Genomic DNA, 23,162 nt, shown 5'->3' on the forward strand with positions numbered 1-23,162 from the left:
TCACAGCATATCGATGCGGCCGTACAGCCCATGCGTCTCGTCGCCCGGGCCGGCGGCGAAGAACAGCGTGTTGGTGGGCTGGTTGTTGACGCCTGGTCCGAAGGCGATACCCCACAAGCCGTCGATGACGATGGCGCTGCCGTCGGCCTTGGACAGCGTGCCGCTCATGGCGCCGCTGGCCGTGTCGTAGGCGTTGATCTTGCCGTCGCCGAAATTGCCCACCAACAGCTTGCCGCTGAAACTGCCGAAGTTGGACGGCGCCATCGCCATGCCCCACGGCGCGTTCAGCGCGCCACCCTTGACCAGCTGCTTGACCAGGTTGCCGGCGGTGTCGAACACGTCGATCGCGCCCAGGCCTGCGCCGGCCACTTCGTCATCGCCGCCGCTCTCGCGCTGGGCAAAGGCGACGTAGATGCGGTCGCCGACGGCCTGGATGCCGAACGGCGCATAGTTGGCCGGCAGCGCGGCGTCGTGGAAGGCGCCGCTCAGCGTCACCTTGTTGAAGCCGGCGTCGAACACGTCGATGCGGTTGTTGTGGAAGTCGGCGGCGTACAGGTAGTTGGCGTTGTTCCAGGTGGCGATGGCCAGGCCTTTGTAGACCGCCTGCGCGGCGGCGCCGTCCACCACGGTGAGGGCGTTGTTGCGGTCCACCGTCGGCGACCAGGCGGCGATCTTGCCGCTCTCGGTGGCGAAGATGAATGGACTGGCGTGGAAATCGCCGCTGCCGTTGTAGACGATGCCGGTCGGCGCCTGCGGCGTGGCCACCACCAGCGTTTGCGGCACGCCGTTGCCGTCGTACAGCGTGGAGGTGGAACTGCCGTTGTTGGCGACCCAGACAAAGCCGGTCGGATTGAAGGCGATGCCCCAGGCGTTGACCAGTTTGGCGTCGGTCTGGGCCGCGCCGCCGGCGGTGTCGCCGACCAGGTTGCCGACTTTGAAGTGGCTGGCGACGACCGGCGGCGTGACGACCGGCGGCGCCGCCATCGGCGCGTCGTAGCCGCCGCCTCCACAGGCGGACAGCGACAGGGACAGGGCGGTCAGGGCGGTGCAAGTGCGGGTGCGCATGGCGACTCCTTTCGGGAACAGGGTTGATGTCCCGTGGATTCCCGCTCGCCGCCGCGCGGTTCCAACGCCGCGCGAATAAATTTTCAGAAAGTGTAGCTGGTGCTGAGCACCCAGGCACGGGCGGGCCGCAGCGGATAGTTGTTGTAGCGCTGGCCGTCGTCCTGGGATTGCTCGCGCGTCAGTTGCAGCGTCCAGTTGCCGAACGGGATGGCGGCGCCCAGCTTGAAGTCGTAGCGCGAATGGGCCGGCACGCCCGGCCATTCCATGCCGCGCAAGGTGCGCAGCAGGCCGGCGTGGGCGATCAGGTTGACGCTGGGATGGACCGGATAAAACAGGTTGGCCTCGCCATACAGGGCGCGCGTCATGTGGCCCAGGTAGCGCGGCGCATAGTACAGCCGGGTGCTCAGGCGCTCGCCCGCCGCGCCCGCGTAGCATTCGTTGAAGTCGTTGTTGTGCAGCTGGGTGTAGGTCGAGCGGCTGCATCCGGCCTCCACGCTCCAGCCCGAGCGCAGCCGCAGCGCGTAGCCGCCGTAGGCTTGCAGCTTGGCGCCGTGCTGCTCGGCCATCGACACGCCGCTGCCGAACAGGCCGCCATACCAGCCGCTGGCGTGGTCGAGGTTGAGCGTGAATTGCGGCACCGGCCGGCCGTCGCCCAGCGACTGGCCGCGGTAGCGGTAATCCGATTGCAGCGCGACGCTGCCGCTGACATCGGTTTGAGCCAGGGCCGGCCGCCAGGGCAGCAGTGGCAATATCGCAAGGAGGGCAAGGGTGGCGCGCAGCGTCACGGGCCGACGCCACGTTGCGTGAGACCGGCGGCGGTGCACGAGCAGCTGCAATGATGGAGCAGGCGGGAGATGGTGGCGCATGCGTCGATATTAACAGTGTTCAGCGCTTCGCCCGGTTGCAGCAGGCGCCGTAACTGTGCCGGGGTGGCGTTCGGTTGCAGCTCCTGCATCAGCGCCAGCATGCCGCTGACGTGGGCCGCCGCATACGAGCTGCCGCTGACAAAGGACCAGCGCCCGCCGGGCGCCGTGGTCGGCACGTCGTTGCCGGGCGCCAGCAGCGGCGGATCGCCGTTGCTGCTGCCCGGCGTGTACTGCTTGCCGGCTTCGGCCTGCGAAGCGACCGCCAGCACGCCGCGATGGCTGGCCGGGAAGGCCGGTCCGCTGGCCCTGGCGTCGACCGCGCCGACCACGCCGATGCCGCGTTCCATGGCCACGTCCAGCAGCCGGTCCAGCAGCCGGTCCGGCGGGCCGGCCAGGCTGAGGTTGATGACCTGGGCGCCGTTCAGGATGGCGTAGTTGAGTGCCTTGCTGAGCGTGAAGCTGTTGCAGCGCGTGGCCAGGTCGGCCTGCTGCCAGCAGGCGCGCAGGCCCAGCAGCCGGGCCTGCGGCGCCACGCCGAGGATGCCACCGTGGCCGGCGCGCGCGGCGATGATGCCGGCCACGGCGGTGCCATGGTTCTCGGCCGGGGTGGCGCCGTTGTCGACGAAGTTGGCGTTGACCGCCAGCTGGCCCTGCAGGTCGGGATGGCCGGCGTCGATGCCGCTGTCGACCACGGCCACGCGGATGTCGCGGCCGGTGGTCTGGCGGTGCAGCTCGGCCACATGCCAGTAGCGGGCGGCGGGTTGGACCGGGTACAGCGCGTTGCTGGCCTGCGGCGGCGGGCTGTCGGCGGCGCCGCGGGGCGGGATGCTGGCCATGCCCTCGAAACTCGCTACCGGCTGCGCCCATTCCACCTGCGGGTCGCGCGCCAGCCTGGCGATGATGAGGTCAGGGTTGTCCTGCTCCGGGTAGCGCATCACGTAGCAATCCAGGCCCAGCACCGGCATCGGCCAGTCGTCCACCAGCGTCAAGCCGTGCTGGCGGGCCAGCGCTTCGGCGCGGCGGCGGCGCGCGGCGCGGCTGCTGTCGTCGATGTAGCGGCCGCCGTAGCTGGCGTCCGGCCGGAAATGCGTGGCCGGCAGGCGCAGCATCACCAGCAACTGGTGTTCGCCGGGGACGTGGCCGGGTGGCGCCAGCACGGGCCGCAATGTTTCATCGCCGGCCGGCGGCGCCGCTTGCATGGTTTCTGTCGCGGCCGCGGCAAGCGGACTCCCGGCCAGTCCGGCCAGGCAGGCCACCATCACGCCGAGCCGGAGCCAGTAGGTGTTCAAGGCGCGCCACTCCCATCCAGCGCTTCGGCCAGCTTGACGGCCGGATCGGCCCGCAAGCTTTGCAGCGCGCGTTCGCGGCCGGCGGCCGGCACGTTGAGCAGGTAGGCGTCGGTGACGGTCGGGCCGTCGACCACGCGGGCGCCCTGGGCTTGCAGGATGCGGCGCAGCTCGCGTTCGGTGGTGTCGGGCTGGAACATCACCACCAGGTTGCCGCCGCTGCTGACGGCCGAGCCGAGCACGCGGTAGGACGCCGGTTCGCTGTCCGGGCGCAGCAACAGCGCGCCCAGGCCGATGATCGCCACCCATTGCGCGGCCACGGTCCAGCGCAGCCACGACGGCTGGTTGGCCGCCGCCGCGCGCCACCACGATACGCGGCCGGCGCTAGTGCCGGCCACAGGCGACGGCAGGGGCGCCGGCGTGCCGCCGTGCTCCTGCGGGCCGAGCGCGGGCATCAATCGCGCCAGGGCGCGCTCCATGTCCACGCCTTCCGGCATGGCGTCGGCGGCGACGGCTTGGGCGCGCAGTTCGCGCTCCCATTCCAGCTCGCGCCGGCATTCCGCGCAAGTCTGCAAGTGCTGCTGCACCCGCAGCGCTTCCTCCGGCGCCAGCTGCCCGCTCGCATGCCAGGGCAGCAATTCCTGTACCGCCTGATGGGCCGGGATATCCATTCTGAAGATGCGCCCGTTCATTGGCTGCTCTCTCTTTCGTTCCACAACAAATCCTTCAATCTGTGCCGCGCATGAAACATGCGGGTCTTGACCGTGTTCAGCGGACACTCCACCACGTCGGCGATCTCGTTGTAGGCCATGTCGTGGTAGTAGCTTAGCACCATCACGGCGCGCTGGGCAGCGGGCAGCTGGTCCAGCGCCTCGGCCACGGTCTGCTGCAGTTGCTGGCGCTTCATGGTCTGCTCCGGCTGGTTGCCGCGGTCGTCCTCGTACAGCGAGGCATCCGACTCCACCGGTTCGTCGCTGGCCTTCAAGCCCTTCAAGGTCTTGCGATAGGCGATCGCAAAGACCCAGGTGGAGACCTTGCAGCTGCCGTCGAAGCTGGCGGCCTTTTGCCATACCACCAACATGGTATCGTTGACCACCTCCTCGATCAGCGCCGCGTTGCGCGCCATGCGGCCGATGAAGCGCGACAGGCGCGGGAAATACGCCCGATACAGCGCTTCGAAGGCGACACGGTCCCCGCCCGCTATCCTGGCCAGCAGGCGCACCTCTTCCGATTCCGTGTACGGGCCGCTGATCCGGCCCCGTTCCTGTTGCATCCGCCATCCTCCATTTTCCCGTTAATACCTTGCCGAGCGAAAACGGTTCTCCAAGTCGGGAAATTTAATGGTCCCATGCTACCACCGCGATTCTCGGCTAACATGGCGGGCATGAACCTGAACCAACAAGTTGACCATCTGTCCGGCTTCCTGCAGCGGCACCGGCGCGTGCTGGTGCTGACCGGCGCCGGCCTGAGCACCGCCTCCGGCATCCCCGATTATCGCGACAAGGATGGCGTGCGTCGCGGCCGCACGCCCATCCAGGGGCCGGATTTCCGCAAGTCGGAAGCGGTGCGGCGCCGCTACTGGGCGCGCAGCATGGCCGGCTGGCCGACCCTGGCGCAGGCCGCGCCCAACGCCGGCCACCAGGCGCTGGCCCAGCTGGAAGCGGCCGGCCGCATCGATGCCTTGATCACCCAGAACGTCGATGGCCTGCACCAGCGCGCCGGCACCAGCAGGCTGATCGAGCTGCACGGGAATATCCACGGCGTGATCTGCCTGGACTGCCGCGCGCTGCACCGGCGCGCCGACATCCAGCGCTGGCTGGTCGAGGCCAATCCGGCGCTGGCTGCCAGCGCGGCGGCCGGCGTGGACAGCGTGGTGCCCGAAGCCCGTCCCGACGGCGACGCCGAAATCGAGCTAAATGATTTACAGGATTTCCGCATGCCCAGCTGCGGCGCCTGCGGCGGCACCCTGCAGCCGGACGTGATCTTCTTCGGCGATAACATCCCGGCGCCGCGCACGGCGGCCGCGCTCGACATGATGGAGCAGGCCGATGCCTTGTTGGTGGTGGGGTCGTCGTTGATGGTGTTTTCCGGCTACCGCTTCTGCAAGCTGGCGGCGGCGACCGGCAAGCCGATCGCCGCCATCAACTTGGGCAAGACCCGGGCGGACGAATTGATCGGCCTGAAAGTGGAGGCGACGGCCAGCGAGGTGCTGCCGCGCCTTTTATAGCTCAGTTGCGCTGCAACATCGAGCGGACGATGGCTTCCTTGGCCAGCACGTAATCCTGGCCGGCCAGCACGAAGTTGGTGTTTGGCTGGATCACCTTGATGTTGATGAACACCATGTCGGACGTCTCCGCATACGAGCCGACCACGATGGCTTGCGCGTTGTGGGCGGTGGCCACTTCGCCGATCTCGCGGGTGAGCATCAGCTCGCCCTGGTTGCGCTTCAGGTAGACGCTGTTGCGCAGCTTCATCTCCAGCATGCTCAGGCCGCCTTGCGCCAGCCGCGTCGACAGCTGCTCCGACACCAGCCGGCCCAGGGTCGTGGTCTGCTCCAGCGCATCGATGTTGACGATGGTGGCCATGATCAGCGGCTTGTCGGCCATCAGCTTGCCGTTCAGCTGGTGCATCAGCGAATCGGCGGCCTTGTAGTTGGCGTCGATGAACTGGTTGGAGGAGATGGTCGAATAGTTGCCCTCATCCTTGACGGGGGTGGAGGAGCAGGCGCCCAGCAGCAGCGGCAGCGCCAGCACGGAGGCGCGGGCCAGGGTCAAAACGTGGGTCGGCATTACATGTCTCCGCGGACTTTGAACAGTCGGGTCAGTTTGGGTTCTTCCGGCTCGGGATCGACGATGCCGTACAAGATGCGGTCGCTGTCGGCCACGTAGTAGGCCGAGGTGCTGCGCGCCACGTAGCGGAACTGGTCGGACACCGAGACGGTGACGATGATTTCGGTCCTGGGCGTCGCGCCGGGAGCGAACTGGGCGTTGAACCAGTCGTAGGAATCCCAGGCGCCGGCGCCGACCGCCACGGCCGCCAGCACCGGCGCCTCGATCTCGCTCAGCACCCAGACGCCGGAGGCCAGCGCGGCGCGTTCGCCGTGGTAGCGGTATTGCGGACGGTTGGCGGTGAAGGTCACGGCCTGCACGTCCATGTCGATCTTCAGCGAGCCGGCCGGGCTGCGCGTGACCGCGTAGCCGTCGTTGACCAGCGAGGTGGTCAGCTGGGTGGTCAGCGCGCGCTGGAACGGGGTCGGCTCGCGCGCTTCGTTCAGGAACACCGGACGGGGCGGGCTCTTCTTGAGCTCGGCCACGATGCTTTTCTCGATATTGTCGGAAATGACGCCCCAGTGGTAGGCCGCCTGCAGCTTGGCCTGCTTGGTGATGGGGAAGTTGCTCGCCACCGGGGTCGGCGTGTAGCGCGACGCGCAGCCTGCGAGCAAAATACCGGCGGCCAGGGCCATTGCAGTTTTCAGCGCCATCATTGCCTCGTCGTCAAGAGTCTAGTCTGGTTCGCGGCCCGCGCGCCATCGGCAAGCGCCAGCCACGAATGTAAAATCATTCTTCTGCCAGTTTAGCATGGGTGTTTCTAATTAGAAACTCGTCGGGCAATAAAAAACCCGGTGCGGGACCGGGTTTTGTACAGGGCGCGCAACAGTGTCGCGGGCATTGTTAGCGGCGATTGGTCTTCATGGCGGCGGCCACCTCGCGCTTGCCGTCGCGGTCTTTCTCGGTAGCACGTTTGTCGTGCATCTTTTTACCCTTGGCCAGGCCGATTTCACATTTGACGCGGCCGCCCTTGTAATGCAGGTTCAGCGGCACCAGGGTGTAGCCGGCGCGCTCGACCTTGCCGATCAACTTGTCCATCTCGGCGCGGTGCAGCAGCAGCTTGCGGGTGCGGATCGCTTCCGGGTGGATGTGGGTGGAGGCGGTCGGCAGCGCGCTGATGTGGGCACCGAACAGGAACAGCTCGTCGCCCTTGATGGTGACGTAGGCTTCCTTGATCTGCACCCGGGCGTCGCGGATGGCCTTGACCTCCCAGCCTTCGAGGACGATGCCGGCCTCGTAGCGGTCTTCGATGAAGTAGTCAAAAAAGGCTTTTTTGTTATCGGCTATGGTCATGGGATGGTATCGGTTAAACTACTGCTTCGCGCACAGAAACGCGAATAATTCAACATCATAGCAAATGGTTAGCCAATGGCAGTAGTGCACAAATCAGTTTTCCTCGGATACAGCGCGCAGCAGATGTTCGATCTGGTCGCCGCGATCGAGGACTATCCCAAATTTCTGCCGTGGTGCGGTGGTGTGGAGATCCGCGAACGCGATGGCAATACGGTCACGGCCAGCGTCGGCATCAACTATCACGGGGTGCGTCAGAGCTTCACCACCTCCAACGAAAACACGCCGTCGACCGAGATCAAGATGAAGCTGGTGGACGGGCCTTTCAAGTGCCTGGACGGGGTGTGGACCTTCAAGGCGCTGCGCGAGGATGCCTGCAAGATCGAGCTGGACCTGCACTACGAGTTCTCCAGCGCCTTGCTGGCGCAGCTGGTGGGCCCGGTGTTCGGCATGATCGCCAACAGCATGGTCGATTCCTTCTGCAAGCGGGCGGAAACGGTGTATGGCAGCTGACACCTTCAACATCGAAGTGTGCTACGCCAGCGACGCGGTGCAGTTCCTGCGCGCGCTGCGGGTGCCGGTGGGCACCACCATCGAGCAGGCCATCGCCCTCAGCGGCGTATTGCAGAAGGCGCCGGAAGTCGACCTGGCGACGATGCAGGTCGGCATCTACGCCAAGAAGAAGACGCTGGACACCGTGCTGCGCGAGCATGACCGGGTGGAAATCTACCGTCCGCTGATCGCCGACCCTAAAAACGCCCGCCGCCGGCGCAAATCACAGGCCTGAACGCGGGGCGGCGGCAGGCGACAAGAATGCGCGCATGCTGGCCTGCTTGAAGAACTCGGTATGCCAGACCGTCGATTGTTTTTGCTGCGGCGTGCCGAAGCTCAGCATGCGCTCGTCGGCGAGTTGCGCCGCCGGCAGCAGCACGCTGCTGTACGGAACCACCACGTCGTTGTCGCTGTCGAGCAGCATGCGGTTGAGCAGAGCGCCGGTACGCGCCAGCAGCGAGCCGCCGAAATCGAAATCCGCGCGGGCGTAATAGGTGCTGGCGCTGGCCAGCAAGGTGGCGCCTTGGTTCAATTGCGCGATCAGCGCCGAGCCGCTGGCCAGCGCTTCCACGCTGGGCCGTTCGAAGCCCAGCGACACCACCATCCGCGCCAGCCCGATCACCAGGTCCAGCGCCATGCCGCCGCTGAAGGAGGCCAGCATCGCCGCCGCGTTGAGGAAGTGTTCGACCTCGTCCGGCGACGCCAGCGGCGAACCCTGATTCGCCGCCGCCACAAAGTAAGCCTTGCCGACGCTGGCGATACGGCCCACGCGCTGCTGGCCGATGGCGGCCAGGGTGGCGTCCTGCGCGTGCGGCGCGGCCGACAACAGCGAGCGCACCACCAGGCCGCCGCGGCTGTGGCAGACGATGTCGACCTCCCAGCCGGCGTCGGCCGGCAGGTGCGCCAGCAAGTCCAGCGCATTCTGCTGCGGCGTTTTGGCGATGCTCCAGTGGTCGTAGCCGAACACCTGGCCGTCGTACTGCGCCAGCAGCCGCTGCATGGTGTCGTCGGCGTCCAGGTCGCTGAAGGCGCCTTCGATGGAACTGAATATCCCGTGCACGAACAGCAGCACCTTGCGGCCGCGCGAGGCCGTCAGCTCGGCCGCCGTCGCCGGCTGGCGCCAGCCGTGGCGCAGGCTGAGCAGGCCCTCCGGCTTGTTGTGGGCCTCGATGGTCTCGATCATTTGCTGCGTCATGCTTTCCTTTACGCGCAAAGCCGCATGCAGGATCCAGTCCATGCGGCCGGCGGCCGGCGATAGTGGCGACGCCAGCAACTGCGCGCCCTGGCGCGGGAACACAAACTGGATGCAACCGCTATCCTTGTGGCGCACGATATTCAGGTGGGCGTCGGCAAGCTCGGCGGCCGGCAAAGCTGGCGTGGCCGCCAGCGTTAAAGGCGGCGCAATGATGTCAGGCGCGGCGTCGGCCAGCGCGCGTTGCAGTTCCTCATGCTTAGCGAATTGCATACTTCTCTCTCGATAGGGGGGCATGGCGCCAGTGTACGACGCGGCGGCCGATCGGCGCGCCGGATTGCGCGGGCGCGGCACTTTTCGTTACACTCACCGATTCCACGCCTGGTCGCCCCAGCGACCTGGATCAACCTATGACGGAGTAGCATTGAACCAGCCCGATTATTGCAAGTACAACGAAGAACAGTTACGCCAGATCCTGCGCAGCATCGACACTGAGCGTTTTCCCGAGCGCGTCGCCCAAATCGAGGCCCGGCTTGCCGAGCTGGCGCTGCAAGGGCCAGTATCCGCGGCAGCGCCCGAAATATGCGCCGATCCGGCGAGCTACAAACCCGTCATGCGGCGCGCCGCCAAGGGGCTGTTGGCCATCGCCGCGCTGGACCTGGGCGTCGCCATCTGGAACGCCGCACACGGTATCGGTTCGATGTTCAACGTCGATCTGGCTGCGCTGTTGGTGGCGTTGGTGTTGATCTGGGGCGGGTTGCGGGTCGCCGTGGTGCTGCGCTGGATGTTGTATTCGACGGTGTCCGGCATGGTGCTCTGGTTCCTGCTGCTCTTTGCCCAGCCACTGGACTTGACGCTGGCGCAGATACGGCTTACACCGCTCACATACCTGGGCACTGTCCTGTTGCTGCTGTTAAAAGGCGGCGTCTGGATTTGGGTGCTGCGCTCGTTGAGCAGCGCCAGCATCGAGCAGGCGCGCGCGTTCGAGGGCCGCAAGCGTTACGACATGCGCAAGCCGCTGGTGCTGGGCATGGCCATCACGCTGGGAGCTGCGGTTTTCTACGTGACGCAAGCCTGGGGCGAGCGCGGCCGCCACGCCGAGCAACTGGCCGCCCAGCGGCTTGGCGGTTCCTATCGTTACCACACCAATGGGCTGCAAATCATGGCGAATCCCAATGGCACTTTCGTCAGCGCGAACGTACTGGTCTGGAACGACCAGCAGATCGGCGCTGTTGCGGTCAACTGGAAAGAGTAGGGCGCCCCACGGCGCCGTGTCAGGCGCTTTCGCGCGCCATCAGCGTGAAGCCCAGGTCGATCTGCCGGCTGGCCGGCTCCTCGCCCTTGATGACGGCGCGCAGCAGCCTGGCCGCCTCGTAGCCGATGCGGTAACGCGGCGTGGCGACCGTGGTCAGCGAGGGATTCATCCAGGCCGAGGCCGGCAAATCGTTGAAGCCGCAGATGGCCAGTTGCGACGGCACGGCGATGCCGCGCCGCTGGGATTGGTAGACCGCGCCGTGTGCCAGGTCGTCGTTGCAGCAGAAGATGGCGTCGCAATCGGGCGCCTGCGCCAGCATGCGCCCCAGCAGCTCGGCGCCCAGCGCGATGGTGGACGGCTCGCCGACCATCACCTCCAGCTTGCTGTCGGCCAGGCCGGCCTCGCGCATGGCCTGGCGGTAGCCTTCGGCGCGGCGCAAGGTGCGCTCGTCGAGCTGGGCGCCGATGAAGCCGATGCGCTTGTGGCCTTTCTCGATCAGGTAGTGCGTCATCGCGTGGCCGGCCTGCACCTGCGAGAAGCCCACCGTCAGCTGGGTGGTGTCGGTGGACATGTCCATCATCGACACCACCGGCACGCGCGAGTTGGTCAGGATCTGCTGCACCCGCGGGCTGTGGCTCAGTCCGGAGAGCAGCATGCCGTCGGGATTGGACTGCAGATACGTGCCGATCAGCTTTTCCTCTTCCTTGTCGGAATAGCGCGTATTGCCGATCAGGATCTGGTAGTCGTCGGCGTCCAGCGCATCCTGGATGCCGGCCAGCACTTCGGTGAACACCGCGTTCGACAGCGACGGCACCAGCACCGCGATCACCTTCGATTGCGCCGAGGCCAGCGCGCGGGCGGCGCGGTTGGGCACGTAGCCCAGCTCGACGACGGCCCGGTCGACGCGGTCGCGCAGCGCCTGCGACACCATGTCCGGCTGGGTGATGGCGCGCGAGGCGGTCATGGTCGCCACGCCGGCGCGCTCGGCCACCATGGCTAAAGTGATGCGGCCGCTGGCGCGGCTCTTGTTCGCTGCTGTCTTGATCATAGGTTAGCCAATGGCGCTTGTTGATAGCGATATCATACGGCAGCTTGGCTTTGTCCCGACAGGGGTTATTTGCAACCAGCCAACACTTTTTGATTCTTTTTCGCCATTTCGGCGCGTTCGGCGTCGTTCATGATGCCGCGTTCGCCGTTGCTGTCGTAATTGCTCATGCGCACGCCGTCGGCCAGCGCCTGCTGGTTCTTGCGGGCGGCGTCGCAGTTGGCGGCGATGTCGGCTTTTTGCCTGGCCTCGTCGGCGGCCTTTTTGTCGGCGGCGGCGGCATCGGCCTTGCGTTTGTTGAAGTCGGCGTTCCGCTCGGCCAGCGTGGGCGGCCGCTTGACGGCGCTTTCCGGCGCCGGTTCGGCCGCCGGCGCTTCGGCCTCGGCATTGGGGTTAAAGCTGGGCGGCGCCTTGCCGGGCGCCTTCAGAATGCGCTGCTCCGGCACCGAGGGTGGCGGCGGGCGGTCCGACAGCTGTTTGACGCCCTTGTCGTCGATCCAGAGGTACTGGGCCATCGCCAGCGAGGAAACGGCCAGCAGCAGGGCGCCGGCCAGGCAATGCAAAGTACGGTCAGTCATGGTGACGCTCCAGAAACCAGTGAGGCAGGCACTGATTTCGCCATGATTCACGGCAACTGTCAACCATAAAGAAAAAGCCCGCCGTCCGGGATGGACGACGGGCTGTCGGGGCTGGCCGCCGGACGGGCCAGCCAGTTGCAGGGTCTGCTTACCAGCCTACATCACGCAGCAGCGGGAAGGACAGGTCGTTCGGCGGCGTGACCTCGTGGGTCAGGTCGTTGTTGATTGCCGGTTCCATCAGCAGGTTAGGGAAGGCGCTGACGTCGTAGTGCGATACCGACGAACCGCCCTGGTAAGGGTTAGGTGCGAACATCAGCAGGCGTCCGGCCGAATCGGCGCCCGCGCGCAAGGCCAGGTTTACACCCAGGTTGGCAAACACGTTGGAGTGCAGGCGGGTGCGCTTGGCCAGGGCCACTTTCAGCGCAATGCCGTCCTCCTGCGAGATGCGCACCGCTGGAATGGTGACGCTTGGATCGGCGCCGCCCAAGCCTGGCGGCGGCGAACCCGGCGCGTTGTCGGCAACGATGACGCCGATCGCGCCGGCGTTCTGCACCGCCTTGGCCTTGATCGTGAAGGCGCAAGTGCCGCGGTCCACCAGTGCGATCTTGCCGTTGACGGCGGCGGCGTTGAGCGGCGACAGTGGACCGCAGGCCAGGCCGAGGTTAGGCGCGGTGTCGACCACCGGCATGATCTCGCCGGTCATGCCTGGACTGCTGAGGGTCGGGCCGAAGCTGGCGGTGCCAACCTGGAGGGCGCCGGCGATGCTGGCGGGGCTCAGCAGCGTTAGCGCTGGCGCGCCTTGTTGCAGCACGGTGTTGACATAGCTGTTGGCGATCGGGCCATTCCAGACCAGCTTGCCGGATTTCAGCGACGAGGCGGCGCGCTCGGCGGCCGTCATGTCTTTCCACAGCTTGTTGGTGGTGGTGTCCTTCAGGAAGAAGTCCCAGATACTCGGCGTGTTGTCCAGCTGCGCGCCGGTCGAACCGTTGGTGTAGGTCTGGAAGCCCAGGCCGTGGCCGAATTCATGGGTCAGCACGGTCACCAGGTCGACCGCGGTGCCGTGGTTGGCGTCCAGGCCCAGGTAGAACGGCGAGCCGGCCAGGCAAGTAGGGCTGCCCAGGTTGATGTTGAAGCGGGCGCGGATGTCGGCGGTGGTGGCGTCGGGGTCGGCGCCGGTCAGCTTGCCGGTCTGGGCCTTGCCGAACCAGGCGCCGGCTTGCGGTGCGCCGGCGAAGTCGCGGAACACCTCGGTGGCGCCGGCGCTGCCCAGCACGGCCGACGAGGAGGTGCAGGTCAGCGCTTCCCAGGTGGCCAGCACGCGGATCGGGGTGGTGCTGGTCAGGGTGGCGCCCCATTTGTTGGCGGCGGCCTGGAACGCGTTCAGGCGTTGTACGCCCAGCGTGGTGCCGGCGTTGCCGCCGACGGGAGCGACCACGGTCGGGTCATTGAAGCCGACGTTGGCCGGGTCGCCGTTGACGATCACGATGGTCGCGGCAGCAAAGCTGGAGGAGGCGAACAGGCAGGCGGCAGCAGCGGCCAGGGCGTTCAGGGTAAAGCGCTTCATTGTTGTTCTCCTTTCACGGCAGGCAGGCTAGGGCCGTGCGCCAGGTGGTGGGCGACTTCTTCGCCGGGGACGCAGGATTCGGTCAGGTTGCCATCGGCATCTTTGTGGATGACGGCAAAGCTGGCGGTGGAGTCGTCCAGCTTGCGGCCGACGCCGCCTTGCTTGGTGGTCAGCGGCGCGATGCGGCCGCCCAGTGCCAGACGGCCGGTGGCCTTGGCGCTGGTGGCTGGCACGGCTGCGGCGGCCAGTTCGGCGGCTTGCTCGGCCGACGGCCCGACCAGCTGGCCGGTGGCCGCATCTTTATAGGCGACCATGCCGGCGCCTGCCGGCGCGGCGTTCACGCTCAGCTCCGGTGCGACGACGACGCGCGAGTTGGGAAAGCTCATCAGGCCATTGGCGCCGGTTTGCGGCTCGGCCGCTTGCGCCACCAGGGTGCTGGCCGACAGGCCGGCCAGTGCCAGCAGGCGCAGCTGCTTCTTGCGGCTGAAGCCCACCACGCCCAAGCCCAGCAGCAGCAGCAGTGCGGTAGTTGGTTCCGGCACGGCGCTGATATTGACCTGGTCGATGCCGATGGTGTCGCCGTTAAACGCGGTGTTGTCCACGACGTAGCGGAACGCGTAGCGGCCGCTGGTCGCGCCCGACAGGCCGGACAGGGTCAGCGAATAGTTCGCCCATTCGCTACCGGAGTTCGAGCTAAATGCCGGATGCAGCAAAACGAAGTCACCGGAACCAACGTTGGTGCTGGCGCCGTGAGCGCTGTAGTAGACCTCGACGGTATCGCTCCCGCCTTCGCCGAGCAGGCGCAACGAGAAGTTCAGTTTTTCGCCGTTCGACAGCGCCACTTCGGGCGTGATCAACCAGTTGCTGACGGCGCCGCCATAGGTCGCGTTGAGATAGTTCGCTGAAATGTAGGAGGTTGCAGGTCCTTCAGCTGCATTGAACTTGTCAGTGCCTTGGAACCAGTTGGTCAGGCCGCCAGCGATGTTGGCACTGCCATTGACAGTGCCGGTGCTGTTGTTGCTCATCACCCAGCCGCTGGAGGCCAGGGTGTTGATGTCATTGAATCCTTCGTTTAGCAAAGGACTGGCGAAAGCGGAGCTGGTAGCAACGGTGGCTACGAGTCCGATCAGGTATTTATTCAAGTTCATGATGCCCCAATGGTATTGTTTGCTTGCATACAATTCGCTACGGCAAGCGAGCGCGTTGAACATGTCAGACGGCAACGGTTGTGTGCCTCTGGCCCAAATGACTACGTTTCGTAAAGTACAGCAATTTTTCTTGGTTTTCTATATATATTGTTTATCAAATTGTTCAGACTTTGTAGTGATAAGCCCGTCTTAACTAGCAAACACGTAGCTTTGGGGCCTTTAAGATCTGCTTGATAAGTCGTGGCTTTTTTGCAACGTGGATGGAAAGGAACGTTGTTGACGACCGGAAAAGACTCGCCTGTTCATTGATTTAATTGCATGTTCCAACGGACGAGACTACGATGCCTGGTGGTTGTCCAATTGATAATTTCACCTTTTGCCATCGAATTCATTCGGCCTGGAGGATGCATGACATTTCGAGTTGGTCAGTACGTCACCGTCACTGGGCTCGGTCCTGATTGGACGGGCGAAGTCATTGCGAAGATCGATGCGGCTCATGTGAGAGTGCGCGTTGGCGGCACGAGCGGGGCGTCGATGATGTCCGAGGTTGTCAACATTGGTAACCTGACCTCGTTGTTCGCCACGCGGGAGAAGAAGGTCGGCACCGAGGTGGTCCGCAAAGTTATCGTTGCCCTATTCCATTTTGATACTATGGCACGGCAAGATATGCCCATCGTCGACAGGCTCATGCACATGAAGACCGCACTGGCCGACTTGATGAGGTATGTCGATCTACACGAGCCGATGGCGGGCAATGAACACCGCATACGTTGTATCTTTTTGGCGCCGGAATATATGTTCGCCAACCCGCTCACAGAGCCCCGCAACCATCATGCGGGTGACTTTCGGCAGCTGGAGCAGGCCCTCCTTTTGATGCTGAGAACGGAGTTCGAAGCAATGAGCTTGCAGTTCAAAAACGCGCTGATCGTGCCCGGGACTGTCGCATGGAGAAAACTCCTGGCCGTGGATGGCGATGATGGGCGCACCCAAGGCCGCCGTGTGAAGTACACGGCACGGTTGGCGGACCCTAAATTTACATGTGGCCGGCCGGCTGCCGTCGTCATGGATGGGCCGGTTTCCCCGCCCAGTTGGATGAGTGGCGGCGTCATGCATCATGATAAGTTACCGGTGTCCACATACCGCGCCAAGCTGGCGCTGCTGGGAACGGCGACCCATATCGCCAAGAATACCGCGCATTGCTATTACAACGGCCGCTGTGTAGCCAAGTACAACAAGATTGGTGACTACCATGAAGTCATCAGCATCACTGGAGATACGGTGCACATTCCGAACCCCAAGGCTGGCAGGTTTGATTGTGGCGGTATGAAGTTTGGGATTTCCATTTGTTACGATCAGTCGCTTAGCGAGCTTCCCAAGCCAGGGCAGACGACCGGTTCTCGCCCGATGCAGCACACCGAAGACGCGGTCGACTTCCATATCCTCTTGTCCGCCTCTATCCTGCCGCAGGTCGACAGCGCCAGGCTAGTCGAGAACGGTTACTTGTTAAGTTGCTCAAGTGCCGAGGAATGCAATAGCGTGACTCACGTCCTCGGGAAGAAGGTGCCGGTTAAAGAAACTGCGAAATACTCGTCCATTACGATGACGGTTTATAGGGTGTAGACGGCGAATCGCCCGAGTTCGGACGACGGTGGCCACGTCGTCGGCCTGCTGTTGCCTGACGTCGCCATCTGCCGCGCTCCGGTCGTCTGACGAAGTTTCAGACAGAACACTGCGTTTTCTGTATAATCTGCTTTTGCGCCTATAGGAAATGCTATGCGTCTACTCCAAAAAGCACTCACGTTTGATGACGTGCTGCTCGTCCCCGCGTACTCGAATGTTCTGCCTGCCGATACGTCCCTCAAAACTCGTCTGACCCGCAATATCAGTCTGAACATCCCTTTGCTGTCCGCAGCGATGGATACGGTCACCGAAGCCCGCCTGGCGATTGCCATGGCTCAAGAGGGCGGCATAGGTATCATCCACAAGAACCTGAATCCGAAGGATCAGGCTCGCGAAGTGGCGCGCGTCAAGCGCTTCGAGGCCGGCGTGCTGCGTGATCCGATCACCATCCCGCCGACCATGAAGATCCGCGACGTCATCGCATTGACCGAGCAATATGGCATTTCCGGCTTCCCTGTCGTCGAAGGCAAGGAAGTGGTCGGCATCATCACCAACCGCGACCTGCGTTTCGAAAAGGAACTCGACGCCGAAGCGCGCGCCAAGATGACCCCGCGTGACAAGCTGGTGTTCGTCAAAGAGGGCGCGGAAGGCGCCGACCGCGACGAAGCCAAGCGCCTGATGAACAAGCACCGCCTCGAGCGCGTGCTGGTCGTCAACGACGCCTTCGAACTGCGCGGCCTGATCACCGTCAAGGACATCCAGAAATCCACCGAGCACCCGCTGGCGTCGAAAGACTCGCAGGGCAAGCTGCTGGTCGGCGCCGCAGTCGGCGTCGGCGCCAAGGATGAAGAGCGGATCGAACTGCTGGTCGCCGCCGGCGTCGACGTGCTGGTGGTCGACACCGCCCACGGCCACTCGCAAGGCATCCTCGACCGCGTGCGTTGGATCAAGACCAAGTTCCCGCAGGTGGACGTCATCGGCGGCAACATCGCCACCGCCGCCGCCGCCAAGGCGCTGGTCGAATACGGCGCCGACGCGGTCAAGGTCGGCATCGGCCCGGGCTCGATCTGCACCACCCGTATCGTGGCCGGCGTCGGCGTGCCGCAGATCACCGCGATCTCCAACGTCGCCGAAGCGCTGGAAGGCACCGGCGTGCCATGTATCGCCGACGGCGGCATCCGCTTCTCGGGCGACATCTCCAAGGCCCTGGCGGCCGGCGCCTCGACCGTGATGATGGGTTCCATGTTTGCCGGCACCGAAGAGGCGCCGGGCGAAGTGATCCTGTACCAGGGCCGTTCGTACAAATCGTATCGCGGCATGGGCTCGCTGGGCGCCATGTCCGACGGTTCGGCCGACCGCTACTTCCAGGACGCCACCATGAAGGCCGACAAGTTCGTGCCTGAAGGTATCGAAGGCCGCGTCGCCTACAAGGGCAGCGTGCTGGCGATCATCTTCCAGCTGGTCGGCGGCGTGCGTCAATCGATGGGTTACTGCGGTTGCGCCACCATCGACGAACTGCGTAACAAAGCCGAGTTCGTCGAGATCACCTCGGCCGGCATGCGCGAATCGCATGTGCACGACGTGCAAATCACCAAGGAAGCGCCGAACTACCGTTCCGGCGACTAAACAGTCCTTGCAACGCCGGCTGAGTTCAGCCGGCGTTTTTCTATTCTTTACCTCTCCAGTACATTACTCATGCACTCAAAAATCCTCATTCTCGATTTCGGCTCCCAAGTCACCCAGCTGATCGCGCGCCGCGTGCGCGACTCCGGCGTGTTCTCGGAAGTGTACCCGTATGACGTCAGCGACGAGTTCGTGCGCAACTACGGCGCCGCCGGCGTGATCCTGTCGGGCAGCCACAGCTCGACCCTGGAAGGCGACGCCCCGCGCGCGCCGGACGCCGTGTTCGAACTGGGCGTGCCGGTGCTGGGGATCTGCTACGGCATGCAAACCATGGCGGCCCAGCTGGGCGGCAAGGTCGAGAACGGCCTGGTGCGTGAATTCGGCTATGCCGAAGTGCGCGCCCGCAGCCACACCAAGCTGCTCGACGGCATCGCCGACTTCGTCACCGACGAAGGCCACGGCATGTTGAAAGTGTGGATGAGCCACGGCGACAAGGTGCTGGAGATGCCGCCAGGCTTCGTCCTGATGGGCAACACCCCGAGCTGCCCGATCGCCGCCATGGCCAACGAAGAGAAACGCTACTACGGCGTGCAGTGGCACCCGGAAGTCACGCACACGGTGCAGGGCAAGGCCATGCTGGGCCGTTTCGTGCACGAGATCTGCGGCTGCAAATCGGACTGGAACATGCCGGACTACATCTCGGAAGCGGTCGAGAAAATCCGCGCGCAAGTGGGCACCGACGAGGTGATCCTGGGCCTGTCCGGCGGCGTCGATTCGTCGGTGGCCGCCGCGCTGATCCACCGCGCCATCGGCGACCAGCTGACCTGCGTGTTCGTCGACCACGGCCTGCTGCGCCTGGACGAAGGCAAGATGGTGATGGACATGTTCGCCAAGAACCTGGGCGTCAAAGTGATCCGCGTCGATGCCGAGGACCAGTTCATGGGCCACCTGGCCGGCGTCGCCGATCCCGAGCAGAAGCGCAAGATCATCGGCCGCGAATTCGTCGAAGTGTTCAATGCCGAATCGGGCAAGCTGGTCAACGCCAAGTGGCTGGCGCAGGGCACCATCTATCCGGACGTGATCGAATCGGCCGGCAAGGGCAAGAAGGGCCAGACCATCAAGAGCCACCACAACGTGGGCGGCCTGCCGGAGCACATGAAGCTGTCGCTGCTGGAGCCGCTGCGCGAACTGTTCAAGGACGAAGTGCGCAAGCTGGGCGTGGCGCTGGGCCTGCCGCATGACATGGTCTACCGTCATCCGTTCCCAGGCCCAGGCCTGGGCGTGCGCATCCTCGGCGAAGTGAAGAAGGACTTTGCCGACCTGCTGCGCCGCGCCGACGCCATCTTCATCGAAGAGCTGCGCAACACGCCGTACGAGCCGGTGGTGGTGCCAGGCTTCGACCAGGACAGCGTGCCGACCAACTGGTACGAAGCGACGTCGCAGGCGTTCGCCGTGTTCCTGCCGGTGAAATCGGTGGGCGTGATGGGCGATGGCCGCACCTACGAATATGTGGTGGCACTGCGCGCCGTGCAGACGCAGGACTTCATGACGGCGCACTGGGCGCACCTGCCGCATGCGCTGCTGGGCAAAGTGTCCAACCGCATCATTAACGAAGTGCGTGGCATTAACCGCGTGGTCTACGATATCTCGGGCAAGCCGCCTGCGACCATCGAGTGGGAGTGAAGCTTCCTTTTGGAAACTAGTTGACATTTGTTTTAAAGCTCGCTTCGGCGAGCTTTTTTTTTGATAGATTGCTGGTCGCGATAGCTTTTTACCCGCAATATTCTCAAGTATCGTTGGTCTGGAATCGCTAAGCGCTGTAGCAACCATTCCTGATTGATAATAATATAAAATACATCATTGGAATTCATTTCGTGCCGCCCGATGAGAGCACCAACCGACGCGCCCATCCCGCGCATAGTGATGGATACCGAGGGCTTGCCGCCCGCCCGCGCCACCGCCATCTGGCGTGAGCAGATCGGCGTGATGTTCGACTCGCAGCCGTTGCCCGTCGGGCGCGACGACCCTCGCTATCGCGTGGAAGCCTGTCATCTGGGCGCGCTGGCGGTGGGCATGGCCAGCATGGCGCCGCAGCGCTTCCAGCGTCCCGCCAGCCGGGTCTGGCGCGATGGCCTGGACCACTATCTGCTGCAGTTTTACACCCACGGCAGTTGCCGCAGCCTGACTGGCCGCCATCCGCCCGGCACCAGCCCCGGCGACCTGTGGGTGACGGACCTGGGCCAGCCGCTGTCCACCGAGATCAACACGGCCACCAATCTCACGCTGGTGGCGCCGCGCGCCCTGCTGGCGTCCATGCTGCACGAGCCGGACGGCCAGCACCAGCGCGTGCTCGATGGCCGTCTGCCACTGGTGACGTTGCTGCGCGAGCATCTTAAGACGGTCCTGCAAACCTCGGGCCAGATGCGCGCTTCGCATGCGGTGGCGATCACGCCCACCATCCTGGCGCTGGCGGCGGCGGCGCTCAACGGCGTGCCGACCGAGGAGCAGCGTCAGGCGTCGGCGGCCGGGATCAAGCTGGTCCTGCTGCGCCACATCGATCAGAACCTGCACGACAGCCAGCTGTCGCCGGCCCGGCTGGCGGCGCATGCCGGACTGTCGCTGCGCACGCTGCAGTATCTGTTCGAGGCCGACGGCGGCGCCGCCCGCTACATCCAGCGCCGCCGATTGCAGAAGGCGCGCCAGCTATTGTGCTCCCCCGGCCCGTGGCACGCGGGAATCGCTTCCGATGTGTCCCTGGCCCCCGACGCGCGGCCCAGCATCGCCGCCGTGGCGCGCATGGTCGGCTTTGCCCATCCGGAGAGCTTCAGCCGCGCTTTCACCCGCGCCTACGGCATCAGCGCCCGCGGCGCGCGCGGCATCAGCGCCCGCGGCGCGCGCGGCTTCGCGCTGGCGGATCGCGGCGGTACAACGTCGCCGGCCTGGTCGCCCGACCGCTGGGATGAATGGATACAGCGGCTGGCATGCCAGCCGCTGGCGCTTCACCGGATGGCCTGAGGCGCGCAGGGCGCGCACCGCCGGCGTCATGCGGCCGAGTGATGCCGCCGGGGCGGGGCGGCGCGGCGCAGTCAGTCGGCGAAGATCACGCCGAACTGGTCCACGAACTTCGTGTAGCGTCCGACGAAGCCCAGCAGCTTGCGGCCGCCCAGGTTGATGGCTGGACGTTCGGTGCCGCCATTACCGCCAAAATCGACCGTCTGCTTGTTGGTCACCACGCGGAGATGGTCGACGTACAGTTCCGTGCGTAGCACTAGCGATTGGATCGTCTCGTCGGCGGCGAACTCGATCGACTTTTTCTCGCCGCCGACGCCACCGATCGTGTAGCCGCCGTACATCGGACCGCTGACCAGGGCGCTGTCCTGGTTCAGCCAGTGCAGCTGGATGGCGTCGATGTACGCGCCCTGCCAGACGTCGAGCCGCACCAGGCGCTGCATGCCGGACAGGTTGATCAGGAAGGGAATGCCGCCGCTACCGCCATAGACCACGGTGTGATTGGTTTGCAGCGCATGCTGCACGCCCAGCGCATCGATCACGCCGCCAGCGCGGCCCAGCAGGCCGATCACCGGTCCCTGGCCGTCATCGCCGCCACCGAGCGTGGCCTCGCGGTCGCCGCCACCGCCACCAAAGCTGTCGGACACGCGGATATTGGTCTTGAATTGCACACTGTCCACCACCGCGCCAGCCTTGACCTTGACGTTGGCGATGTATTCGCCCGGCTGCAACGTGAACTGATGCAGTTGGCCGCCACCGCCGCCGAACTTGCGTCCGCTGACGCGCTTGTCCGCATACGGCGAGCCCGGTTTGCCGCGCCAATGCATCTGGATCGCATCGACCACGTTGCCGGTCCAGATATCCACGCGATCCACTTCCCATTGGCTGGCCACGCTCTGCGGGAAATCACGGAATGCCCAATCCGCAGTCTGGTGGTGGTCCAGCACGTCGCGGAACAGCGTGCCGCCCTTACCACCGAACTCGATGGAGGAATGCAGTTCCGGCTGGATGACCCACTTCAGGAACGCGATCAGCGCGGCAAGCCCCAGCGCGAGGATGCCAAAGATCGCCGAGCAAGCGGCGAAGAACAAGGCCGGCGCGACGGTTGCGGAGAAGATCGCGGCCAGCACGCCGGCCACCACCGAGGCGATGCCCAGGTAGGTGGCCAGGGCGATGCCCACGTCTTCGAGAATTTCATTGGTGTAGGCGTCATCCTCCTGATCCGGCAGCGGAATCTCGATGCCCGCCGGCGCCGCGACGCCGTGCTTGTGCACAGCCACCCGCATCAGGGACGACCACGCCCGCTCAGGCAGGGCCCCAAGTTTGGACAGCTGCGCGTCGCTGACGCCGGTTCCTGTTATACGATCGACAAAGTCCAGTGCCGACAAAGGGTTGCTGAAGAATTGTTCTTGTGTTGCGAGGACGGTAGACATCGGTAGCTCCTGATTTTGGATGGTTGTTGTCGAACGGTGATACTGCGTCGCATCCTATAGCGAAATACCAGTCTTTTCGCCGCTCCCATCCGCCTTATAACCGAGCGCGCAAGCGACTTAACCAGCCGTGCAACGAGCGGTGGTCACGGCAATGTGCGCGACACGCCGACATGTTGTTGACTGCTAACCGGTTAACAGATAACGTCGGCATATGTCAATCCAGTCCTTTGCGTGCGCTGACATGGAGATCCTGTTCACAAAGGGTAAGAGTCGCAGGTTTGCCAACATTAGTTGATCGAGGACCCACACTGAGGAGAAGATCATGTTTAAGAACGGTATGCGTCCGGTTCATCCTGGCGAGGTGTTGCTGGAGGACTATATCAAGCCTATGGGCGTCAGCGTTCGTTCAGTGGCCTTGGCGCTGCATGTCCCTTACTCGCGCCTTAGCGAAATCATCAAAGGCGAACGCGGCGTCACGGCTGATACCGCGCTGCGGCTGGAGCGTTATTATGGAAGCGAAGCGCAAGGCTGGCTGAACCTTCAAAGTGCCTATGATTTGCGTAAAGCCGAGATAACGGCGGGAAAAGCCATTGCCAAAGCGGTTAGGCCGCTTGCGCTGGAAGTATGATGCCGCAATGTCGATGATGGTATTTTTGATATCCGGGTGGGAATGATGCCGTAGCCGGCAACCGCTGGCGCCGGCAGGCAAGCGGATGAGACTAAGCCCCAGATTTTCAGGGGCTTTTTCTTTTTGGATTGCGATGACCACGCTGGCGGCGATCCTGACCCTGCCGCCGCTGGTCCTGCT

Annotated in this window: 23 protein-coding genes; 9 read left to right on the plus strand and 14 right to left on the minus strand. The window is 64.5% G+C overall.

The window, feature by feature from the left end:
* From AC07OK_RS14880 to AC07OK_RS14900, 5 genes are all read right to left on the minus strand, one after another.
* A complete protein-coding gene (locus tag AC07OK_RS14880) occupies window positions 1-1,065 on the minus strand; it encodes a TIGR03118 family protein (RefSeq protein WP_494691034.1) in 1,065 nt (354 codons plus the stop codon).
* Window positions 1,066-1,148: 83 nt separating this feature from the next.
* On the minus strand, window positions 1,149-1,850 hold the full coding sequence (locus tag AC07OK_RS14885; protein WP_494691035.1) for a TorF family putative porin: 702 nt from the start codon (window positions 1,848-1,850) through the stop codon (window positions 1,149-1,151).
* Window positions 1,847-3,220 (minus strand): S8 family peptidase, encoded by a 1,374-nt coding sequence (locus tag AC07OK_RS14890; protein WP_494691036.1) that lies wholly within the window; start codon window positions 3,218-3,220, stop codon window positions 1,847-1,849. Before AC07OK_RS14890 ends, AC07OK_RS14885 begins: the two co-directional genes overlap by 4 nt.
* Window positions 3,217-3,909: a zf-HC2 domain-containing protein gene (locus AC07OK_RS14895; RefSeq protein WP_494691037.1), complete on the minus strand. Its 693-nt coding sequence runs from the start codon at window positions 3,907-3,909 to the stop codon at window positions 3,217-3,219. Before AC07OK_RS14895 ends, AC07OK_RS14890 begins: the two co-directional genes overlap by 4 nt.
* On the minus strand, window positions 3,906-4,490 hold the full coding sequence (locus tag AC07OK_RS14900) for an RNA polymerase sigma factor (RefSeq protein ID WP_494691038.1): 585 nt from the start codon (window positions 4,488-4,490) through the stop codon (window positions 3,906-3,908). Before AC07OK_RS14900 ends, AC07OK_RS14895 begins: the two co-directional genes overlap by 4 nt.
* Window positions 4,491-4,592: 102 nt before the next feature.
* Here AC07OK_RS14900 and AC07OK_RS14905 point away from each other — a divergent pair, with 102 nt between their 5' ends.
* On the plus strand, window positions 4,593-5,444 hold the full coding sequence (locus AC07OK_RS14905) for an NAD-dependent protein deacetylase (RefSeq protein ID WP_494691185.1): 852 nt from the start codon (window positions 4,593-4,595) through the stop codon (window positions 5,442-5,444).
* Window position 5,445: 1 nt separating this feature from the next.
* Here the strand turns inward: AC07OK_RS14905 and AC07OK_RS14910 are convergent, their stop codons facing one another.
* From AC07OK_RS14910 to smpB, 3 genes are all read right to left on the minus strand, one after another.
* Window positions 5,446-6,006, minus strand: a complete 561-nt coding sequence (locus AC07OK_RS14910) for a FlgO family outer membrane protein (protein ID WP_116988674.1) — start codon at window positions 6,004-6,006, stop codon at window positions 5,446-5,448.
* The gene (locus tag AC07OK_RS14915; RefSeq protein ID WP_494691039.1) at window positions 6,006-6,701 is read right to left on the minus strand and encodes a YajG family lipoprotein; all 696 of its coding nucleotides are present in this window, start codon (window positions 6,699-6,701) and stop codon (window positions 6,006-6,008) included. The genes AC07OK_RS14910 and AC07OK_RS14915 overlap by 1 nt, the downstream gene beginning before the upstream one ends.
* 187 nt (window positions 6,702-6,888) lie before the next feature.
* Complete coding sequence (gene smpB / locus AC07OK_RS14920) at window positions 6,889-7,338, minus strand: SsrA-binding protein SmpB (RefSeq protein WP_020702788.1); 450 nt, start codon at window positions 7,336-7,338, stop codon at window positions 6,889-6,891.
* A gap of 75 nt (window positions 7,339-7,413) precedes the next feature.
* Between smpB and AC07OK_RS14925 the strand changes: the two genes are divergently transcribed.
* Together AC07OK_RS14925 and AC07OK_RS14930 are read left to right on the plus strand one after the other, a co-directional pair.
* On the plus strand, window positions 7,414-7,848 hold the full coding sequence (locus AC07OK_RS14925) for a type II toxin-antitoxin system RatA family toxin (protein ID WP_494691040.1): 435 nt from the start codon (window positions 7,414-7,416) through the stop codon (window positions 7,846-7,848).
* Window positions 7,838-8,122 (plus strand): RnfH family protein, encoded by a 285-nt coding sequence (locus AC07OK_RS14930; RefSeq protein ID WP_494691041.1) that lies wholly within the window; start codon window positions 7,838-7,840, stop codon window positions 8,120-8,122. Before AC07OK_RS14925 ends, AC07OK_RS14930 begins: the two co-directional genes overlap by 11 nt.
* Here the strand turns inward: AC07OK_RS14930 and AC07OK_RS14935 are convergent.
* A complete protein-coding gene (locus AC07OK_RS14935) occupies window positions 8,111-9,352 on the minus strand; it encodes an esterase/lipase family protein (RefSeq protein WP_494691042.1) in 1,242 nt (413 codons plus the stop codon). The genes AC07OK_RS14930 and AC07OK_RS14935 overlap by 12 nt on opposite strands.
* 151 nt (window positions 9,353-9,503) lie before the next feature.
* On the opposite strand from AC07OK_RS14935, the gene AC07OK_RS14940 reads away from it, so the two are divergent.
* Window positions 9,504-10,334 carry a hypothetical protein gene (locus tag AC07OK_RS14940; protein ID WP_494691043.1) on the plus strand — a complete coding sequence of 277 codons (831 nt, stop codon included), beginning with the start codon at window positions 9,504-9,506 and terminating at the stop codon, window positions 10,332-10,334.
* Window positions 10,335-10,353: 19 nt separating this feature from the next.
* On the opposite strand, the gene gntR is transcribed toward AC07OK_RS14940, so the two are convergent.
* The 4 genes from gntR to AC07OK_RS14960 form a co-directional block, all read right to left on the minus strand.
* Window positions 10,354-11,382 (minus strand): HTH-type transcriptional regulator GntR, encoded by a 1,029-nt coding sequence (gene gntR, locus AC07OK_RS14945; RefSeq protein WP_494691044.1) that lies wholly within the window; start codon window positions 11,380-11,382, stop codon window positions 10,354-10,356.
* A gap of 65 nt (window positions 11,383-11,447) precedes the next feature.
* Window positions 11,448-11,957, minus strand: coding sequence for a DUF4124 domain-containing protein (locus AC07OK_RS14950; protein ID WP_494691045.1), 510 nt, complete (start codon window positions 11,955-11,957; stop codon window positions 11,448-11,450).
* A gap of 148 nt (window positions 11,958-12,105) precedes the next feature.
* Window positions 12,106-13,521, minus strand: coding sequence for a PA domain-containing protein (locus AC07OK_RS14955; protein ID WP_494691046.1), 1,416 nt, complete (start codon window positions 13,519-13,521; stop codon window positions 12,106-12,108).
* A complete protein-coding gene (locus AC07OK_RS14960; protein ID WP_494691047.1) occupies window positions 13,518-14,669 on the minus strand; it encodes a choice-of-anchor J domain-containing protein in 1,152 nt (383 codons plus the stop codon). Before AC07OK_RS14960 ends, AC07OK_RS14955 begins: the two co-directional genes overlap by 4 nt.
* A gap of 408 nt (window positions 14,670-15,077) precedes the next feature.
* On the opposite strand from AC07OK_RS14960, the gene AC07OK_RS14965 reads away from it, so the two are divergent.
* The 4 genes from AC07OK_RS14965 (at window position 15,078) to AC07OK_RS14980 (ending at window position 20,927) form a co-directional block, all read left to right on the plus strand.
* On the plus strand, window positions 15,078-16,289 hold the full coding sequence (locus AC07OK_RS14965) for a hypothetical protein (protein ID WP_494691048.1): 1,212 nt from the start codon (window positions 15,078-15,080) through the stop codon (window positions 16,287-16,289).
* Window positions 16,290-16,442: 153 nt separating this feature from the next.
* Window positions 16,443-17,915, plus strand: coding sequence for an IMP dehydrogenase (guaB, locus tag AC07OK_RS14970; RefSeq protein WP_494691049.1), 1,473 nt, complete (start codon window positions 16,443-16,445; stop codon window positions 17,913-17,915).
* A gap of 69 nt (window positions 17,916-17,984) precedes the next feature.
* Window positions 17,985-19,595, plus strand: a complete 1,611-nt coding sequence (gene guaA, locus AC07OK_RS14975; RefSeq protein WP_494691050.1) for a glutamine-hydrolyzing GMP synthase — start codon at window positions 17,985-17,987, stop codon at window positions 19,593-19,595.
* 201 nt (window positions 19,596-19,796) lie between these two features.
* Window positions 19,797-20,927: an AraC family transcriptional regulator gene (locus AC07OK_RS14980; RefSeq protein WP_494691051.1), complete on the plus strand. Its 1,131-nt coding sequence runs from the start codon at window positions 19,797-19,799 to the stop codon at window positions 20,925-20,927.
* 71 nt (window positions 20,928-20,998) lie between these two features.
* Here the strand turns inward: AC07OK_RS14980 and AC07OK_RS14985 are convergent, their stop codons facing one another.
* On the minus strand, window positions 20,999-22,354 hold the full coding sequence (locus AC07OK_RS14985; RefSeq protein ID WP_494691052.1) for a jacalin-like lectin: 1,356 nt from the start codon (window positions 22,352-22,354) through the stop codon (window positions 20,999-21,001).
* Window positions 22,355-22,676: 322 nt separating this feature from the next.
* Between AC07OK_RS14985 and AC07OK_RS14990 the strand changes: the two genes are divergently transcribed.
* Window positions 22,677-22,982: a HigA family addiction module antitoxin gene (locus AC07OK_RS14990; protein WP_494691053.1), complete on the plus strand. Its 306-nt coding sequence runs from the start codon at window positions 22,677-22,679 to the stop codon at window positions 22,980-22,982.
* Window positions 22,983-23,162: the final 180 nt, after the last annotated feature.

This window comes from Duganella sp. GW821-FHT07G03 (genome assembly GCF_059418605.1).

What these genes read in the sequence shown, in the direction of transcription:
- AC07OK_RS14880 (WP_494691034.1), bottom strand. Translation starts at nt 1,065, where the DNA reads ATGCGCACCCGCACTTGCACCGCCCTGACCGCCCTGTCCCTGTCGCTG.
- AC07OK_RS14895 (WP_494691037.1), bottom strand. Translation starts at nt 3,909, where the DNA reads ATGAACGGGCGCATCTTCAGAATGGATATCCCGGCCCATCAGGCGGTA.
- AC07OK_RS14900 (WP_494691038.1), bottom strand. Translation starts at nt 4,490, where the DNA reads ATGCAACAGGAACGGGGCCGGATCAGCGGCCCGTACACGGAATCGGAA.
- AC07OK_RS14905 (WP_494691185.1), top strand. Translation starts at nt 4,593, where the DNA reads ATGGCGGGCATGAACCTGAACCAACAAGTTGACCATCTGTCCGGCTTC.
- AC07OK_RS14910 (WP_116988674.1), bottom strand. Translation starts at nt 6,006, where the DNA reads ATGCCGACCCACGTTTTGACCCTGGCCCGCGCCTCCGTGCTGGCGCTG.
- AC07OK_RS14915 (WP_494691039.1), bottom strand. Translation starts at nt 6,701, where the DNA reads ATGATGGCGCTGAAAACTGCAATGGCCCTGGCCGCCGGTATTTTGCTC.
- smpB (WP_020702788.1), bottom strand. Translation starts at nt 7,338, where the DNA reads ATGACCATAGCCGATAACAAAAAAGCCTTTTTTGACTACTTCATCGAA.
- AC07OK_RS14925 (WP_494691040.1), top strand. Translation starts at nt 7,414, where the DNA reads ATGGCAGTAGTGCACAAATCAGTTTTCCTCGGATACAGCGCGCAGCAG.
- AC07OK_RS14930 (WP_494691041.1), top strand. Translation starts at nt 7,838, where the DNA reads ATGGCAGCTGACACCTTCAACATCGAAGTGTGCTACGCCAGCGACGCG.
- AC07OK_RS14935 (WP_494691042.1), bottom strand. Translation starts at nt 9,352, where the DNA reads ATGCAATTCGCTAAGCATGAGGAACTGCAACGCGCGCTGGCCGACGCC.
- gntR (WP_494691044.1), bottom strand. Translation starts at nt 11,382, where the DNA reads ATGATCAAGACAGCAGCGAACAAGAGCCGCGCCAGCGGCCGCATCACT.
- AC07OK_RS14950 (WP_494691045.1), bottom strand. Translation starts at nt 11,957, where the DNA reads ATGACTGACCGTACTTTGCATTGCCTGGCCGGCGCCCTGCTGCTGGCC.
- AC07OK_RS14955 (WP_494691046.1), bottom strand. Translation starts at nt 13,521, where the DNA reads ATGAAGCGCTTTACCCTGAACGCCCTGGCCGCTGCTGCCGCCTGCCTG.
- AC07OK_RS14960 (WP_494691047.1), bottom strand. Translation starts at nt 14,669, where the DNA reads ATGAACTTGAATAAATACCTGATCGGACTCGTAGCCACCGTTGCTACC.
- AC07OK_RS14965 (WP_494691048.1), top strand. Translation starts at nt 15,078, where the DNA reads ATGACATTTCGAGTTGGTCAGTACGTCACCGTCACTGGGCTCGGTCCT.
- guaB (WP_494691049.1), top strand. Translation starts at nt 16,443, where the DNA reads ATGCGTCTACTCCAAAAAGCACTCACGTTTGATGACGTGCTGCTCGTC.
- guaA (WP_494691050.1), top strand. Translation starts at nt 17,985, where the DNA reads ATGCACTCAAAAATCCTCATTCTCGATTTCGGCTCCCAAGTCACCCAG.
- AC07OK_RS14980 (WP_494691051.1), top strand. Translation starts at nt 19,797, where the DNA reads ATGAGAGCACCAACCGACGCGCCCATCCCGCGCATAGTGATGGATACC.
- AC07OK_RS14985 (WP_494691052.1), bottom strand. Translation starts at nt 22,354, where the DNA reads ATGTCTACCGTCCTCGCAACACAAGAACAATTCTTCAGCAACCCTTTG.
- AC07OK_RS14990 (WP_494691053.1), top strand. Translation starts at nt 22,677, where the DNA reads ATGTTTAAGAACGGTATGCGTCCGGTTCATCCTGGCGAGGTGTTGCTG.